At 50.6% G+C, this 17671-nt stretch carries 17 protein-coding genes; 6 read left to right on the forward strand and 11 right to left on the reverse strand.

Annotated features, from left to right (window positions below; all coding sequences use genetic code 11):
* Positions 1–66 precede the first annotated feature (66 nt).
* Positions 67–1065 (reverse strand): biotin synthase BioB, encoded by a 999-nt coding sequence (gene bioB, locus AC3RCL_RS17975; protein ID WP_492531148.1) that lies wholly within the window; start codon positions 1063–1065, stop codon positions 67–69.
* Between the two features lie 200 nt (positions 1066–1265).
* Complete coding sequence (locus AC3RCL_RS17980; protein ID WP_375119532.1) at positions 1266–3191, reverse strand: LTA synthase family protein; 1926 nt, start codon at positions 3189–3191, stop codon at positions 1266–1268.
* Positions 3192–3364: 173 nt separating this feature from the next.
* Between AC3RCL_RS17980 and AC3RCL_RS17985 the strand changes: the two genes are divergently transcribed.
* Positions 3365–4306, forward strand: a complete 942-nt coding sequence (locus AC3RCL_RS17985; protein ID WP_277748648.1) for an NAD-dependent epimerase/dehydratase family protein — start codon at positions 3365–3367, stop codon at positions 4304–4306.
* A gap of 102 nt (positions 4307–4408) precedes the next feature.
* Here the strand turns inward: AC3RCL_RS17985 and AC3RCL_RS17990 are convergent, their stop codons facing one another.
* The 4 genes from AC3RCL_RS17990 to AC3RCL_RS18005 all read right to left on the reverse strand — a co-directional run bounded on the left by AC3RCL_RS17990 (position 4409) and on the right by AC3RCL_RS18005 (position 7795).
* A complete protein-coding gene (locus tag AC3RCL_RS17990; RefSeq protein WP_009589408.1) occupies positions 4409–4735 on the reverse strand; it encodes an AzlD domain-containing protein in 327 nt (108 codons plus the stop codon).
* A complete protein-coding gene (locus AC3RCL_RS17995) occupies positions 4726–5460 on the reverse strand; it encodes an AzlC family ABC transporter permease (protein WP_036670975.1) in 735 nt (244 codons plus the stop codon). The genes AC3RCL_RS17990 and AC3RCL_RS17995 overlap by 10 nt, the downstream gene beginning before the upstream one ends.
* A 169-nt stretch (positions 5461–5629) precedes the next feature.
* Positions 5630–6766 (reverse strand): zinc-dependent alcohol dehydrogenase, encoded by a 1137-nt coding sequence (locus AC3RCL_RS18000; RefSeq protein ID WP_492531151.1) that lies wholly within the window; start codon positions 6764–6766, stop codon positions 5630–5632.
* Positions 6767–6877: 111 nt separating this feature from the next.
* Positions 6878–7795, reverse strand: a complete 918-nt coding sequence (locus AC3RCL_RS18005; protein WP_192572295.1) for a DMT family transporter — start codon at positions 7793–7795, stop codon at positions 6878–6880.
* 77 nt (positions 7796–7872) lie between these two features.
* Here AC3RCL_RS18005 and AC3RCL_RS18010 point away from each other — a divergent pair, with 77 nt between their 5' ends.
* On the forward strand, positions 7873–9225 hold the full coding sequence (locus AC3RCL_RS18010; protein ID WP_192572296.1) for a TrkH family potassium uptake protein: 1353 nt from the start codon (positions 7873–7875) through the stop codon (positions 9223–9225).
* Between the two features lie 88 nt (positions 9226–9313).
* On the opposite strand, the gene AC3RCL_RS18015 is transcribed toward AC3RCL_RS18010, so the two are convergent.
* A complete protein-coding gene (locus AC3RCL_RS18015) occupies positions 9314–9601 on the reverse strand; it encodes a hypothetical protein (RefSeq protein WP_009589418.1) in 288 nt (95 codons plus the stop codon).
* A gap of 145 nt (positions 9602–9746) precedes the next feature.
* Between AC3RCL_RS18015 and AC3RCL_RS18020 the strand changes: the two genes are divergently transcribed.
* The 4 genes from AC3RCL_RS18020 (at position 9747) to AC3RCL_RS18035 (ending at position 14135) form a co-directional block, all read left to right on the forward strand.
* Positions 9747–10979 (forward strand): aminopeptidase, encoded by a 1233-nt coding sequence (locus AC3RCL_RS18020; protein WP_036665303.1) that lies wholly within the window; start codon positions 9747–9749, stop codon positions 10977–10979.
* 169 nt (positions 10980–11148) lie between these two features.
* Entirely contained in the window at positions 11149–12378 is a 1230-nt protein-coding gene (locus AC3RCL_RS18025; protein WP_277748646.1) for an aminopeptidase, read from the forward strand.
* 370 nt (positions 12379–12748) lie between these two features.
* Complete coding sequence (locus tag AC3RCL_RS18030; protein ID WP_036665307.1) at positions 12749–13339, forward strand: RNA polymerase sigma factor; 591 nt, start codon at positions 12749–12751, stop codon at positions 13337–13339.
* On the forward strand, positions 13317–14135 hold the full coding sequence (locus AC3RCL_RS18035; protein ID WP_492531155.1) for a DUF4367 domain-containing protein: 819 nt from the start codon (positions 13317–13319) through the stop codon (positions 14133–14135). The genes AC3RCL_RS18030 and AC3RCL_RS18035 overlap by 23 nt, the downstream gene beginning before the upstream one ends.
* A gap of 68 nt (positions 14136–14203) precedes the next feature.
* On the opposite strand, the gene AC3RCL_RS18040 is transcribed toward AC3RCL_RS18035, so the two are convergent.
* The 4 genes from AC3RCL_RS18040 to AC3RCL_RS18055 all read right to left on the reverse strand — a co-directional run bounded on the left by AC3RCL_RS18040 (position 14204) and on the right by AC3RCL_RS18055 (position 17539).
* On the reverse strand, positions 14204–14701 hold the full coding sequence (locus AC3RCL_RS18040; RefSeq protein ID WP_009589388.1) for a hypothetical protein: 498 nt from the start codon (positions 14699–14701) through the stop codon (positions 14204–14206).
* A gap of 162 nt (positions 14702–14863) precedes the next feature.
* Positions 14864–16183 carry a hemolysin family protein gene (locus AC3RCL_RS18045; protein ID WP_192572301.1) on the reverse strand — a complete coding sequence of 440 codons (1320 nt, stop codon included), beginning with the start codon at positions 16181–16183 and terminating at the stop codon, positions 14864–14866.
* Positions 16184–16626: 443 nt separating this feature from the next.
* Positions 16627–17028, reverse strand: coding sequence for a spore coat protein GerQ (gerQ, locus tag AC3RCL_RS18050; protein ID WP_374705876.1), 402 nt, complete (start codon positions 17026–17028; stop codon positions 16627–16629).
* Between the two features lie 88 nt (positions 17029–17116).
* Entirely contained in the window at positions 17117–17539 is a 423-nt protein-coding gene (locus AC3RCL_RS18055) for a cell wall hydrolase (protein ID WP_009589484.1), read from the reverse strand.
* Positions 17540–17671: the final 132 nt, after the last annotated feature.

Here is a 17671-nt window from a genome sequence, read left to right on the forward strand (position 1 = left end):
TTAAAAAAACGCCAATCCTACCCCTACGGGTATATAGTATGTGCTCCGCACCTAATTGTCAATACATCATGACAGCGCGTTTTCTTCAATTTCAAACCCAAGGTCTTCAATCAATCCCCAGTCGGCCGTATGGGCCTGGCCTTCTGTCGTTAAATAATCGCCGATGAATATGGAGTTCGCCGCGTACAGGCCAAGGGGTTGAAGGGATCGCAGGTTCACTTCCCGCCCCCCTGCAATCCGTATCTCCTTCGTCGGGTTAACAAACCGCATCATGGCAAGAATCTTCAAACACATAATCGGTGTCAATTCCCTGCGTCCTTCCAGAGGGGTTCCCTCGATCGGATTCAGAAAATTGCATGGAATCGAATCCGCTCCAAGCGATTTCAGAGCAAACGCAATCTCCACCCGTTCTTCTATGCTCTCCCCCATTCCGAAAATCGCTCCGGAGCAAGGGGACATTCCGGAAGAGCTTGCCTGCTTCACCGTGTCAAGCCGGTCATCGTATGTATGCGTAGTCGTAATATGCCCGTAATTATCTTTGGAAGTATTCAGATTATGGTTGTATCGATGGACCCCGGCATCGGCGAGCTTGCGCGCATGTTCCTCGTTCAAGAAGCCCAGGCAACAGCACACCTTCAGATCGGTCGTCCGGGTAATCTCCTTCACCGCTTCGGCTACATGATCAATCTCCCGATTGGAAGGGCGGCGTCCGGATGCCACGATGCAATAAGTTCCCGCTTTACGGCGAATCGACTCGCGCGCGCCTTCCAGAATTTTGTCCTTGGTCAGCCATGCGTATTTTTCGATGGGCGCTTCCGACACGATGGACTGGGAGCAATATCCGCAATCCTCAGGACAGAGGCCGGATTTCGCGTTCACGATCATGTTCAGCTTAACCTTGTTTCCATAATACTCGCGACGGATGTGGTAGGCGGCCTGCATAATGTTCAGAAGTTCCCCGTCCTCGCTGTTCAGAACCGCCAAGGCTTCGGCCGGGGTCACTTCATGTCCTTTCACGACCCGATCCGCCAGCGTCAACCAATCGTAATGGGTTTGTGTTGTCATATTCAAAATCTCCCTCTCCATTCTGATTGTCAACCATTTTTAATAATGAATAGGTTAACAATAAGGATAATAATAGCACAGGCCACGAAAGTGAGGCAATCCTTCACTGAAGCCTCCGTATAAAAATAGGGACTGCTTCATCAAAGCCAGTTTCCGGCTTAATGAAACAATCCCTTTCCTATTTTAACGAATTGTTGGCTTTACGGTGCCCGCTTGGGCAGCATTTTCACGTACTCATCGGACATTTTCATCAGCTGCAATATATAGTCGTAATCGCTGCGGTATTTTTCGAAATCCGTTACGGGCTCAAGCGTCTTCAAGGATACTGCGGTACCGTCCTCAAACCCGTCTCCCGGCACGAACAGAATGTCGTTGTTAAAGAATGATCCCGTCGGCAAATAATACCTCATTCCTATAACGTTGCGGTCCACGTTCAGCAGGTCATGCCCAAACGCGTTAAACCCCTCCTCATCGAGCGAGACGCCCAGAAGGTTTGCGACGGTAGGCAGAATATCCACCTGTCCCCCTACCTGCTCAACCACCTTCCCTTCCTTCATGCCGGGAACATGAATGATGAGCGGAATGTTAAATCGACTGACGCGCTCATGGTAAGGAATGCCCAGCGTTGACGAGATCATCTCCGCATCCGCTTCTGCCGGATTGATGCCGAAATGGTCTCCATATACGACCAGTACCGTTTCATCCCACAGCCCGTTCTGCTTCAGGCGGTCTACCAGCGTTCCCAGCGCATAATCGGAATAGTTCACCGACTTCAGATAGTTTCCCAAATGGGTCCCTTCCAGCTCGGCAGGCAAGGTGATCTTCGCGAATTCATCCTTTACATGGTATGGAGAATGATTGGAGACCGTGATGTAGTGGGCATAGGTAGGTTTATTCTGCTGTTGGTTCTCCAGCAGCTTGTCTACGCCGACTCGGAACAACTCTTCATCGGAAGGACCGAATTCATTGAAGTTATCATTCGTAAAATACGGCTTGTCGTAATAATGCTGAAAATCAAGCGCCGGGTACATCTTGCTGCGATCCCAGAACTTCACGTCATTCACGTGGAATGTGCCGGTCGCATAGCCATGCTTGTTCAAGAGACGCGGAAGGCCCGGCAGCTCTTTATTTCCGAAACCGGTGGACATGGCAACCGTTCCTGTCGGATAGATCGAGGTATTCACCGCAAATTCGGCATCCGATGTATTGCCTTGGCCGATCTGTTGGAAGACGTGGGGGAAATACAGGCCGCCATCCGCAAGCTCGTTCATCACCGGTGTCAGTTCCTGGCCGTTCAGGGATTGACCCACCGGAAAGTTCTGCAAGGACTCCATCTGGACGATGATCAGATTTTTGCCTTTTGCAGCGCCGAAATAGTCCGGCTTATCCTTTGCTTCCTTGACGTAAGGATACGTCGCGAGCAGCTGCTGGGACCGCAGGATGGTGTCCTGCAGACTTCCCTCAGCCAGCGCACGTTTCTCCTGCGAGTTACGCACGACAGCAGACACCTGGTAGTTCATGAACCCCATTTGCTCCGCCCGCACGATTTCATTCTCGATTCCCCATTCTTTGCGAATGATCAGTCCGGACAGAACAACCGCTACGATAAGAACAACGGTCATGGAAGTACGCCACATCAGACCAGGCCTGCGTGAGTAGGTTACGGAATATCCGGAACGAGCTCCACCGAAATGCAAGCCCCTTTGGGAGCGTGAACGTATTTTCCGGACCGCCCATATGACCAGCAGGAGCAGCAGGTCCAGGAAGAATAGAAAATGCTCCGGCTCTAGCAAAGCCGTAATGCTGGCCCGTACCTGATTTACTTGACCGATACCCGCAAGCGCGGTATACGTCGGTATGGACCCAAAATGAACGTTATAAACAGCCGATGCAAACATGATGAAAGATAAGACGACATTTAGAATCACATAGACCGTCTTTTTCCCTCTGACCGGCAGCAGCAGTTCCAGAAAGCTAATCAGGGCGAGGAGCGACAGTGCATCGGTAAGCACCTTCCCCCATGCAATCCCATTAAACAGAAACACTCTTAGAAGGATCAGCTTGACTAAGAGCGTCAAAAAAACGAGTACACATAATTTCAACCTTTGTTCAAGGTAGCGTTCCATTTCCCATTCCCTCTTTTGTAAAAGTAATGTTAATTTGCAGCTTCCATTATAACAGGAATGTAAACACCGATCTAATCCGCCCATTCCTTCGCTCCCCCGTCAAGTGTCCAATGCATGATCCATCCGTACCACGTAGGATAATGCATCCCAATCAAAGGCTGGAGGGTTTATGCATGAAGATGGTTGTAACCGGCGGAGCGGGCTTCATCGGCTCCCACCTGGTGAACGGACTCGTTAATCAAGGCTATGAAGTCCATGTAATTGATAACCTGACAACCGGAGAACCAGGTCGCCTTCACAGTGAGGCGATTTTACATGTAGCTGACGTAAACAGTCAGCAGACAACGGCATACATCTCGGTGCTGAAGCCCGATGTCGTATTTCATTTAGCAGCACAGGCCGATGTGCAGCGATCGATCCAGGAACCTCGGCTTGATGCGGATGCCAATGTCATGGGCACCCTAAACATACTGGACGCTTGCCGTAAGGCTGGCGTTCGTAAGATCGTGTTTGCTTCGACAGCCGGTGTGTATGGAGACCTCGAGAGATCTCAGCTAACGGAAGACGATCCGGTTAACCCGGTCTCCTTCTATGCGCTATCGAAAGTAGCAGGCGAACAATATATCCGTCTTTATCACCGCTTCTTCGGCCTGCAATACACCATTCTTCGTTATGGAAACGTCTACGGACCGGGTCAGACCGCAAAGGGAGAAGGCGGCGTCGTGGCGGTCTTCGGCGAACGCCTGTATCAAGGCGCGCCGCTCCCAATATACGGCGATGGTCTGCAGACCCGGGATTTCATTTATGTCAAAGATGTGGTTGACGCCAACCTTGCCTCCATCCTTCATGGTGATCAGAGTGTGCTTCATGTTAGCACCGGCACCGACCATTCCGTCAATACGATCGTCGATCTCATCAGCCGGCTGCACCCAGACCGCATCGATGTCGATTATCTGCCCGCGAAGATCGGCGATATTCGGCACAGCTGCCTGAATAATGAAAAGACCCGGGAGCGGCTGAGGTGGAGTCCGTTGTTCAGCTTGGAAAAAGGCATGAAAGAAACCTACCGTCACTGGCTTGGCACACTAGTTTCCCAAAGCGACCCTGGCAAATGAACATAAAACAGCCGCATTCCTCGTCATTCCAAGGAATACGGCTGTTTGCAAGCGTTCCGGTTAGGGCTACGATAAACATCTCATGCATAACGCTTCGTTTGGTCAGATCAGCAAGCGGAGCCCCACCAAGGTTAGGATCCCGACAATGACGGTGGCAAACAGGCTTTTCGTAAGAAATGCGGTCAGAAAAGCAGGGACAGCCGCTATCAGTTCCAGTGTATGGCCCCCCGGATCCACGCGTCCGTCACTAACGAGCAGCTCCTGCGCTAATAGCGCCGCCATGACCGCGATCGGCACATGATCCAGCCAACGGATCATCAATTCCGGAATGCGGAGCTTGCTCAGAATCATGAGCGGCAGAACCCTTGGAATCAGGGTGACGACAGCGCATCCGATAATCAGTATGGCGATATGCCATCTTATTTCCATCGTTCGATCACCATCCCTGCTGTAGCCGCAACCATAATCGCAGCGATGACCGCTGCGCTTCCCGGCATGATCGTACTGATCGCGATTACCGAAACGGCGGCGACCATAATCACCATGAAGTCCAGTTTATACTTCTTTCGGCTGATCCATTGCAGGGCCAGCAATCCGATAAACATGCCAGGCAATGCAAAATCAAGGCCAAACTTCTCCGGCTCCGGTATCCACGCTCCGACAAGACCTCCCGCAACGTTCGCTGCACACCAGAACAGATACGCCGTAATATTCAGTCCCACCATCCACCGATAACCCAGCCTCTTCTGCTCGGCCGCCTTGGCTGCCGCCACACCAAACGTTTCGTCGGTTAGCAGGGAACCGATGAAGAAGCTTTTTCCCGAGGACAACCCTTTAAAATACGGTGCAATCGCCGCGCTTAACAGCAGATGCCTGGCATTTACGAAAAATATCGTGACAATAATGGATAAGACCGGGCTTGCGGCGGCTACCATCCCCGCGGCTATGAACTGTCCGGAGCCCGCATAGAGCAGCAGCGAAAGGAGCGCGATCTCGAGCAGGCTGAAACCTGCGGTACGCTCGACGACGCCTGCCGCAAAACCGATGCTCAGGTATCCCAGCAGTGTTGGTATGCAATCCTTGAATCCTTGAAGATAGGAATTGGCCTGGTTTCCCTCGATATCGGCGGGAAGCCGTTCTGACTTGGTGCTCATCTGTGTTCGATTCCTCTCTCCCTCTACAATTCTATTTTTCATTACTATGAATACTTCTTGCTGGCTTGTCAACGCCAGGGATCGTTTTTTTTCCATACAAATAAAAAAGCGTTCCGGACGTGCTGCTCATCTTCCGAAACGCTCCTCGTTTTAATTGGATTGGCGTGGTCTAAGGCTTCAGGATGACTTTGATACAGCCATCCTTCCTCTCATTGAAAATATCATAGCCAAGGGCAGCCTTCTCCATCGGAAACCGGTGGGTAATAATATCCGAAGGATGCACCGCCCCCTCTTTCAACATTTGATACAGGCGGGGCATGTAATGAATGACCGGGGCAAGACCCATTTTTAACGTAATATTGCGTTCAAACAGCTCGCCTAGCGGAAATGCATTGTAGATAAGCCCATATACGCCCGTGAGCTGGATGGTCCCGTATTTGCGCACCATTCTCACAGCCATGCGAAAAGCCCCCAAGGAGCCTCCCTGAAGCTTCAGCATGCTGCCCAGCATCTCGATGCCAGTCCGTTTGGCATCCAGGCCCACGCAATCGATGACCACGTCGGCGCCGCCCTTGGTTATCTCAAGGATATAGTTCACGATCTCGGGTATCTTCTCGAAGTTGTAGGTTTCCACATGATTGGTGCGGCTGGCATGCGCCAGCCTGTAGTCCACATGGTCGATGGCGATGACCCGCTTCGCTCCTTTCAGCCATGCAAACTTCTGCGTTAACAATCCTATCGGGCCGCATCCGAGGACAATGACGACATCGCCGGGCTTAACTCCTCCGTTCTCCACGCTCCACATGGCGGTTGGCAGCGCATCGGACAGCATGAGCAGCTTCTCATCCTCCATTTCGGCATCCTCCGGGATGACAAAGGGCATGAAATTACCGTAAGGTACCCGCAGCAGTTCCGCCTGCGCGCCTTGAAAGCCGCCGTACGCGTCGCTGTATCCAAAAAAACCGCCGGTATCCTTGGCTTCGTTAGCATAATCGCATTGGCTTTCCATTTGATTCTGGCAGAATATGCATTTGCCGCAAGACACGATAAAAGGAATGATCACCCGATCCCCCACGTTGACCTTGCTTACTTCCGGCCCTGCATCCACGACGACCCCCATCGGCTCATGGCCGATAATGTAATCATCGTTAAGATGCTTCAGCTCGCCGTTATATAAATGCAAGTCAGATCCGCAGATGGCCGTGGTGGTGACTCGAATCAAGATATCGTCGCTGTGCCGAAGAACGGCGTCTTTCATTTCCTTCACTTTGATCCGATGTCTGCCTTGATAAGTGACTGCTTTCACGCGCGCCCCCGTTCTAAGCCTTTATTCCATAATTGTAATATTTTGTCTTTTTAATGTTCAGTGTGCGCTAATTTTGCGGGAACTAGTCTATCCAGGCAAAATAATGCGGGATCAGCCCAGCGCTTCAGGCTGGACGTCCACCGGCTGCTTTTTGGTTCTGCCGACCTTCAAGAACAATACCAGCCCTAACAGCACCAGCGCTCCGCCTGCGGCTTGCAGCGAATTCATCGACTCATTCAGCAGGAGAAAAGCCAGCAGACTCGCTCCAACCGGCTCTCCGAGAACGCTCATCGACACGGTGGAGGCAGTCGCATACTTCATCAGCCAATTGAATAGCAGATGACCGAATACCGTGGGCACGACGGCCAACAAGGCGAATATCCCCCACTCGCGAGCGGAATACCCGGTCAGAGGAATCTGCATGCCCACGTTATATACCGCCAATACGGCAGCAGCTACCGCAAAAACCAGCCAGCTGTACAGGAATGACGGCAGCCTTCTGAGCAACAGTTGTCCGAGCAGCATATGGACGGCCACCGCGGCCGTCCCCAGCAAAGACATGATATCGCCGGTCAGATGTCCCTTGCTCCCGCTGAAGCCGCTGCTGCCAATGAGAAGGAACACGCCGAGAAAGGCGATGGCCATACCTCCTATGGCCGCCAGCGACGTTTTCTCCTTAAACCAGATGTAGGCGCCGATCATGACGAATACCGGCTGAAGGGCCAGGATGATCGTAGAACTGGCTACGCTAGTCCACTTCAGGGAGCCCATCCACAACAAAAAGTGCAGGGCCAGCATCGCACCTGACAGAATCAGCAGAAGCACTTCGGAGCGCTTCAGCGATCGGATAACGGGCATGTACTTTCCCGCGAACGGCAGCATGATCAGAAACGTGATCACCAATCGGTACATGGCCTGAATGGAAACGGGACTACCGGACCATTTTACGAAAATCGATGAAAAGGATATGGCTATAATCCCTATAAATAACGGGATAAAAACGGGAATCGGTGCTCGGTTCGAATTCATGATGGTTAAATGATTCACCTTTCGTGTTATATTAGAGATTGATTTCAAAATTAAACTTTCGGTAAAGGATAATCGGCATGAAAAAGAAAGACCTACGCAATCAAATGACGCCTCCTAAATTTCTGGCGATCGGTTTCGCATCGATCACACTGATCGGAACTTTTCTGCTTAAGCTCCCTATCGCTACCGCCGACGGGACTTCGACTCCGCTGGTAGATGCTCTCTTCACGGCAGTGTCAGCCATCAGCGTGACGGGGTTAACCGTCGTGGATACGGGCACCCACTGGTCGATGTTTGGACAAATTGTCATGCTTATGCTGGTTCAGCTTGGTGGCTTGGGGTTTATGACCTCGGCTACCTGGATTGCATTGATGTTCAACCGCAGAATCTCGCTCCGGGAGCGGATGATCCTTCAGGAAGCGATGGGACAATACCAAATACAAGGCATCGTGGATCTCATCCGAAGAGTGCTGGTCTACACGCTGATCATAGAAGGCGCGGGCGCCTTGCTGCTGACGCTCAGGTTCTCTGCCATCATGCCGCTTTCCGATGCGGCATACTTCGGCATATTCCAGAGCATCTCCATCTTCAACAATGCAGGCTTTGATCTCTTTGGCCAAATTCACGGCCCCTTCTCAGGGTTTGCCACCTATGTAGCGGATCCTTTTGTCAATATCATCGTGATGTTCCTGATTTTCCTTGGAGGCATCGGCTTCATCGTTATCTTTGATCTCATCGAGTATCCGAAATGCAAAAAGCTTTCGCTTCATTCCAAGGTTGTCTTGACGGTGACGTCCCTGTTAATCGTGATCGGGGCCGTCATGATCTTTATCCTGGAGCACAGCAATCCCAAAACCTTGGGGCCTCTTTCGTATCCGGTAAAGATCATGGCTTCCATATTCCAATCGATCACTCCCCGTTCGGGAGGCGTCAGCACCCTGGACATTGCGAGTCTGGAGCAATCGTCCCAGTTCTTCATGATTCTCCTGATGTTCATCGGGGCAGCCCCCGGATCGACCGGAGGCGGCATCAAGGTGACTACCTTTGCCGTGCTGATCGGTGCCGTCGTCACGATGATTCAGGGAAAACGCGATGTGGTGCTCTATCGCAACCGCATCTCCCAAGCCCTGGTTTACCGCTCCATCACGCTGACGATTCTATCGCTGCTGCTATTGGTAGGCGCCTCGATGTTCCTGTCCGTTACGGAATCAGGCGAATTCTTAAGGATTCTGTTCGAAGCCGTATCCGCCTTCGGCACGGCCGGGTTATCCATGGGTCTGACCACCGAGCTCTCCGGGGTTGGCAAGGTTACCATTGCCATGCTCATGTTCCTCGGCCGGCTGGGACCGCTAACGCTTGCCTACGCGCTTAGCCGCAAGAATAACAAGGAGCTGTATCGCCATCCCGAAGGACGAATCACAATAGGATAAGCTATCCGGCCCGCTCATTGCCGCATGTAAACAAACCGTACGCCTCCATCTAAGAGAGGTGTACGGTTTGTTTCTTAAATACGTTTCTTTAGTCCGCCTCTGATTCCCCGAATTCGCTGGCATCAATGGCTGCATCCAGCAAATCGTCAAACAGCTCGTCATCGTTTTCGATCCGTTCGTCTATCTGGAGAAACTGCTCCTCGATTCCCGGCTCGCCGGCAAAGTTCAGACTGTAATCCCAATCCCGGCCGTTCTTGCTCAGGAAGGTGATCTCGTAGGATGAGGCATGTCCATCTATAGAAAATACGGTATATCCCACGAATTGATCGGCATCATCCCGCTTCATATCCGCACGCTCGATTCGGACTTGTGACACGTTTTCACGCTCCTTCGTTACGTTGTAAAGCACTCACAAGACTCAGTATATCACTTTTCTTGATCGCTGATTATGGTTTTTCTTATACAGCTCGATCTAGTATAATATGGGGTGTTACATTATTAATTGCATTGGAGGGTTCCAAATGTCCGATTTCAATACATACCTGGACAAATATGCCGAGTTGGCCGTAAAGGTTGGAGTCAACATACAGGAAGGGCAAACGCTGGTGGTCCATGCTCCTGTCGATTCCGCCGAGTTTACCCGCTTGATCGCTAAGAAGGCATACGAAGCGGGGGCCCGCCTCGTTAAGATCCTGTGGACCGACGAAACGATAACAAGGCTTCAATTCGAAAAAGCTGCGGATGACGTATTTACCGAAGCGCCAAAATGGTATGCCGGAGAAATGACGGAGCTGGTCGAGAACGGGGCAGCCGTTCTGCACGTGCTGGCCGAGAACCCCGATCTGCTCAGCGGCATCGATTCCGAGCGCATCGGAAACTTCTACAAGGCGCGGGGCGAAGCATTGAAGCAATACCGTGCCTATCAGCAGTCCGACAAGTTCAGCTGGTGCCTGGTCGCAGTTCCTTCGGCCGCGTGGGCCGCGAAGGTATTCCCGGATGTTCCGGAATCCGAGCAGGTCGGCAAATTGTGGGATGCGATTTTTCACACCGTACGTGTGGACCAGGAGAACCCGGTAGAGGCCTGGAACCAACATCTCGAAGTGCTTGAAGCCAAATCCTCCGTGCTGAATGCCAAGAAATACAAGAAGCTCCACTATGTTGCGCCGGGAACCGATCTTACCATCGAGCTGCCGGAAGGGCACATTTGGGCACAAGGCGACAGCATCAACGAACGAGGACACTCCTTCGTGGCTAACATGCCGACTGAGGAAGTCTTTACCGCTCCGCTCAAAACAGGCGTCAACGGGACCGTACATAGTACGAAGCCATTGAGTTATGCCGGTAACATCATAAACAACTTCTCCCTTACTTTTGCAGAAGGCAAGGTGGTCAGCTTCACGGCGGAGCAAGGGTATGAGACTTTGGAGCGTCTCCTGAACATGGATGAAGGTGCACGGTACCTTGGTGAAGTGGCGCTTGTGCCGCATCAATCCCCGATCTCGGAGTCGAACATCCTGTATTACAACACGTTGTTTGACGAGAATGCCTCCAACCACCTGGCGCTCGGCAGCGCTTATGCTTTCTGTCTCGAGGGCGGCAAGGACATGAATCAGGAGCAGCTGATTCAGAGCGGCCTCAATACGAGCGTAACCCATGTCGACTTCATGATCGGCTCCGGCGACATGGATATTTACGGCGTTACGGCAGATGGCAAGGAAGAACCCGTATTCCTGAAAGGAAACTGGGCATTTTAAGAATAAGATGCAGCATTAAGCAGCTATTTCTCGCGAAGTAGCTGCTTTCTTTTAACTTTTTCGGACTTTAATTGACCCGAGGTTGATTTACAAACTTAAAAATTGTGCGATAATCTAAACAACGCTTGAAGTTGCTATGAGGCAGCATATAAGAAATGGAGGGTCTGTCATGTCCAGCTTTGAACAAAAATTGGAACGCTATGCGGAGCTAGCAGTCAAGGTCGGCGCCAACGTGCAGCCGGGACAAACGCTGGTGGTTAACGCCATGATTGATGCGGCGCCGCTGGTGCGTCTGATCGTGAAGAAAGCCTACGAAACGGGTGCCAAGCAAGTGAAAGTGAATTACAGTGACGAAATCGTGAATCGGATTCGGTACGATCTGGCGCCCGACGAAGTTTTTTTGGAACCGCCGACTTATTACGCAGAGGAAGTAACCGAACTTGCAGAACAAGGAGCCGCTTTCTTGACGATCCTCTCCTCGAACCCCGACCTGTTAAAAGGAGTCGATCCCGAGCGTATATCCAATTATCAACGTACATATGGCGCAGCCATGTCGAAATACCGGCAATACCAGCAGGCCGACAAAATGAGCTGGACCGGCATAGCGTACGCTTCCCCCGATTGGGCCGCCAAGGTGTTTCCTGACGTTCCTGCCGGCCAACAGGTGGACAAAATGTGGGACGCGATTTTCCACGCGGTTCGCGCGGACCTGGAAGATCCTATTGGGGCGTGGGAGGAGCATATCCATACCCTTCAACGCAAATCGGATGAACTCAATGCCAAGAAATATCACAAGCTCCGGTTCACTTCACCTGGAACGGATCTGACAATCGAGCTGCCGGAGGGTCATATATGGGCCCAGGCGGGCAGCCACAACGAAAAAGGCGAGCGCTTCGTTGCCAACATCCCGACGGAGGAAGTATTCACCGCCCCTCTCAAAACCGGCGTCAACGGCACCGTACGCAGCACGAAGCCTTTGAGCTACGGCGGCAACATCATCGACAATTTCTCGATTACGTTCGAGAACGGGCGCATCGTCGATTTTTCCGCCGAACAAGGCCAGGATACTTTAACCCGACTGATCTCCATGGACGAAGGGTCGCATTATCTGGGCGAGGTGGCTCTTGTCCCCCACCGCTCCCCGATCTCGGAAAGCGGCATCCTGTATTACAACACGCTGTTTGATGAAAATGCCTCCTGTCACCTGGCTATCGGGAGCGCATATGCCTTCAACCTAGAAGGCGGCAAGACCATGACGTCCGAACAGCTCCAGGCAAGCGGCCTGAACACCAGCATTACCCACGTCGACTTCATGATGGGCTCCAAGGAGCTTCAGATTACGGGTATCACGCATGATGGCAAGGAAGAGCCGGTCTTCATCGATGGTAACTGGGCATAGTCGCCATATTTCCCGTTACCATGACTAGCAACCCAACATTCGATTAAGAACGATCAACAGGGCAGCCTGATTCTCAGAGGCTGCCCTGTTTTTATCTGGTCCATCCCCGCCCTTTCTCTTGCCGAGTCAATCCCAGATTCGATTAATACCCATTGATGGCCGAGCATATGATGAAGAGATGGGCGCAGCTCATTGGCTTGCCGATAACAGAGGCGAAAAGCGGGCCCCATACCATGAATTCCATAGGATAAGCCGGGATGCCTCCGGTCTCCAGAGTCGGCTGTTACTAGAATTTGTAGGGCTTTTTTACCCGATATGTTGTAAAATGATGAGAGAAATAGGATGGTTACACCAGAGAGGGGATTATCGCGTGTCCAACCGATTACAGCTCCTCCTTGCAGCAGATTTCGCTGATCTGAGCGAACCTATTCAGGAAGAAATCTATTATGAATTTTATGACCTCGTTTATGGGCAAATACTGTATGTCGTACGGGATCATGCTGCTGTTGAGGATATCATTCAGGAGTCCTTTATCAAAGTGATCACAAGCAAGCCGAAGTTCGAAACGGAAAGCAAGATGCGGGGCTGGCTCCGTGTCGTCGCGAAAAACTCAACCATGAATTATTTAAGAAAAAATAAAAAATACCGTAACCAAGTGGATGTCGATAGTGTTTTTATTAATGAAGAGGACGTGGTAGTTTCTTCCACGAACGTCGAACACCAGGTGGAATCGAATTTGCTGGAGGAATCGATCGGGCAGTACCTCGACCAGTTGAAGCCTGAATACAAGCTATTGATTGAGTATCGTTGGAAGCACAGCCTGACCTACAGGGAAATCGCGGAGCTGCTGAATACTCGCGAAGAGATCGTGAAGCAGCGTTTGTTCCGGGCCAGGGAATCCGTTAAGAAAATGCTGTATAGAGAGTGGGGTGAATTGGATGAGCAACGAAAAATACGATGATTGGTTTGACGAGGCCTTTGGTGAAGCCTTTGATCGTGCAGCTTCACGTTCCTCACTCCCTACGGACAACGAATCCAAGCGACAATCCTGGCAGCAAGTCAAGCTGCAGGTCGAGAAACTTAACAATCGGAAACAGCGACGCCGCAGATTTCAGTTGGCCGGTATAATTGCAGCTTCCATGGCATTCGGGGCATTCGTGTTCTCCCAGCCTACCGTCACGCAAGCCGTATCGCCAATTTATCAGCAAATCGTGGATTGGGGCAACGGCATTACGGGCCAGATATTCGGCAAGAAAGAGCCCGTCGATCCCAGCAAGGCCCTTACTGCGCCTCCGCCGGATATAAGCCCTGTCCCAGATAACGCCGATCAAGTACCGCCCGCTGAATTGGTGGAAACCGAAGACGTTCCCTTTACGGATTCCGACGAATCCTTAATCGAATCGCAAAAGCGCGTATTATTCAAGATCCCTGAAATCGGCTATATTCCGCCAGGCTTTGAGTTCTATGAGGCGACGGGAATCGCGGAAAGCGAGAGCGCGCCGATCCTGGATCTTCATCTTCACTACAAGAATGCGGATGAAAAGGTATTCTACATCGATTTAATCGACATGACGGCAGAACGGTCCATCGGCCTTGGAGGAAAGGTTACCGAGACGCTGAAGCTGAAATCCGGAGCCGTAGCCTACCTGACTGAAACCAACCTCCGCTTTTTGCATGACAATGACAAAATATTGGTGAATATTAGCGGATTGTTCTCTAGAGAAGAATTCATTAAAATCGCCAACAGCATACACTAGGACCATACCTGCACACACAAAGAAGGACACTTGCATAAAGTGTCCTTCTTTGTTATAACCTATTGAAATTACTGTTCTACTAATATCGAGTTCGTATAATAAGTCCCTTCCTCATATGTACCGTTCTCATTAATCCAATGAATGGTTTTGCCACGGTAATAGTAGCCTGCCTGAACGTTGAAATTTTTGGTGCCGCTAAGCGAAAGCTTGTTGGTTCCGTTTTCATATGCACTGCCAGCATCCACCCAAGCCGACCCTGTCCAGCGCTGTAGAACATAATTAATGCCGATGCTGTCTACGGCTTGTCCAGCGCCCGTAAATCCGTTGATGCTCACTTGGGTGCCGCTTGCCTTGCTAATCGTAGAATAGTAGTTGATCAAATATTTATTCGCTAAGAGGCTGATGGAAGAATTCAAATTCATTTCAACCGGAGGCGGAGTCGTCAAAGCACCGGGTGCAATGTCTGCAGCGGAGTCCGCGTAAGCCCCTCCTGCCAAGGATAAACTTAATAAAACACTGACTGCAAGTGCTGAAGCTATACGTTTTGGACTGCGTACTTTCGACATAATATCACCTTTCTTTCAATATGATAGGAACATCCATATTTTAACACGTCGTGTTAGCGTAAAAGTTTCTATTTTTTCACGGTTTGATATAATTTTTGAAACTTTTCTGCAAATAAAAAGAAGCAGCGACATTTAATGTCGCTGCTTCTTCTAATATCCAGTTTACGCGCCCGCTTCTTCCTGTATCAGCTGCTGCTCTTGCCTGATCAGGCGTATCCGGGAGATGCGTTTATTCTCCGTCTCCTCGATCACAAAGCGACAGTCTTCGTATATAACAGACTGGCCTTTGTGCGGAAGAAGCACCTCAAGGCGCGCAGACAGCCATCCACCGATGGTATCGTAATCTTCTGTATCCACATTCAGACCAAATTGGTCATTGATTTCATCGATCAGCATCAATCCATCAATGGAGTATTCATCCTCCCCCACCTTTTCAATGCCTGGACGCTCTTCGTCAAACTCGTCTTGAATTTCACCGACGATTTCTTCCATAATATCCTCCAGGGTCACGAGTCCCGAGGTCCCGCCGTATTCATCGATAAGAATGGCGATTTGCGTCTTGCTCCGCTGCATTCTTCGCAGCAGTTCGCTGATCTTGATTGACTCAGGAACAGCAATGATCGGGCGAATCAGGGAAAGCTGGTCGCCAACGAAGCCGCGCATCAGATCTTTAATGTGAATAAAGCCGATGATATGATCCTTGTCTTCGTCGCAGATCGGATAACGGGTTCGCATGCCCTCGCTTGCAATCTTCAGATTTTCTTCCAATGATAGATTGTTGTATAAGCAGATCATTTCTGTACGGGGGATCATGATCTCCCTTGCCGTTGTATCGGCAAATTCAAAAATGTTGTCTACCAGTGTCATCTCCGTGCTATCCATCAATCCGCTCTCGCTGCTCTCTTTCATCATATCCCGCAGTTCTTCCTCGGTATGGACATTGCGTTCAACCACCGGCTTCATCCGGAATATGCGAAGAACGTTATTGGAAAGCCCATTGGCAAACCAGATAAACGGGAACATGATGGTGTAAAATACCCGCAGCGGGCCTGCGGACAGCAGCGTGATTTGTTCCGCCTTGCGTACGGCCACCGTCTTAGGCGCTAATGCACCGAATACGATATGCATGAGTGCGATCAAGATGAAGGCTAATACCAAGGACACCGCATGAACGGCTGTGTTGCTCCATCCTATTCCGTTGAACCAAGGCGTAATCATGGCGGAAATCGTTCTCTCGCCGATCCAGCCAAGGCCGATGGACACGATGGTAATCCCAAACTGGCAAGCGGATATATATCCGTCCAGGTTCTTCAGTATGTTCTGCGCAAATTGTGCACGTCTATGTCCTTCTTCAACCAAAGCGTCAATCCGGCTGCTCTTCACTTTAACAAAAGCCAATTCAGCCGATACAAAAAATCCGTTTAATAGGACGAGAATCAATACCAAGGTTAAACTTATCAAACTCGGTAAGGGGTCACTCAATCGATCTCCTACCCGCCATACAGCATGCTATGACGAATAGGAACACCTCCTTCGGTTATTAAAAATGTGTGGTGCCATCAAGCATAACAGCGTGTTCGGACTACGCATCAACTTCCCAATGGTCTCATCTCCTTGTCTTATTCCGACTTATTCAAGCTATATAAGTAATTATATAGTACTACGATACACAGTCAAACGTTGTCTTATGACATTAATCATCGTTGTTATGAGCTTTAATTTGATTCTCAGCCGTTAACACTCGTTTTCCGATGAATTGAACGATTCTATGAATAAACATTCATAATGTTAAAATAATACTATGCGGCCGCGCGGAGTGTCGTTAGAAAACGCATGCCATTGAATATTCTGCCAAGGCCAAATGAAATAACCTCCGTTTCACATCGGTGTAAACGAAGGTTATTGGGGCATTCGCAAAAATAGATTTATCTTGCCGTTGGAGGCGGATTGCCGATCACGCCCGGATATTGGTAATTGAGCGGCTCGTCAAACACGACATAGTCCAGGTTCACCATCAGCAGGATGATCCGGCGCCCTGTCGTCCGTTCGCTGATGACGATATGATCGCGACCGGCGGCTTCGATAATGCCCGTGAACACCTTGGCATTCCATTGCGAATTGTTTTCATACGTCATGTAAAACGTTGCCTGCTTCCCAAGGTTCAATCGAAGGATATTCTCCACGTAAGATTGTTCGAATTGCGGCGGTGCCGGAACAACGGTGCCTCCCGGCGTCATTGGACTTCCGCTGGGCACCTGCGGTGGAACGTTTGCCGTGTAACCAGCGGTCCCGCGGTTCGGCACTCCCGGATAACGGACTCCATTCATGAAGTTCACAGGCGGCACACCTTGATTGTACATAAGTAATTTCCTCCTTTAATTTATAACTCCCGCCTAAGCGGTTGTATAACATAAATCAAAAAACGGACGGGCAATCGGCATATGTCGGGGTGAAGAAGCAGTGTGCCTTGAATCGGCCTGTGTTCTGCTGATTGTACCAGGTTGCCGGGCAGTCCCCTGCCGGGCGGAAAAACCATAGCGCGTTGCTAGCCGGCCATATGCGTTCCCCATTAATGACCCTTTGGGCTAGCTGACGATCCCGATCCCTGGCCCGTTGATAAAAATAGCCTTTCTGTGTTGCTTCAAAACCACCCGGGCTCTGAAATACCATATCGTTCATGTTGCGGATGTTTCGAAAATCCAGGCAGTTACCCAGTATCCGGTTCACCCCGACATTCCCTACCATGAGCATGCCCTGCTCACCTTCGCCTTCTGCCTCTGCGCGGATCAATCTTGCCAGAAGATCCACATCATTCGAATTCGCTTTGATGACTGCCACAGAGTTCCCCTCGCTTCCTTAAGATCACTTTGTATCGTATGTGCATTCGCCCAGAAATGTGCCTGGATACGAAAAAAAAGTTCCTTACCGCGTCCGTCGCGGTAAAGAACTTTGGTCTCCTGCTATCATGCC

The sequence above is a fragment of the Paenibacillus sp. MT86 genome, assembly GCF_058792535.1.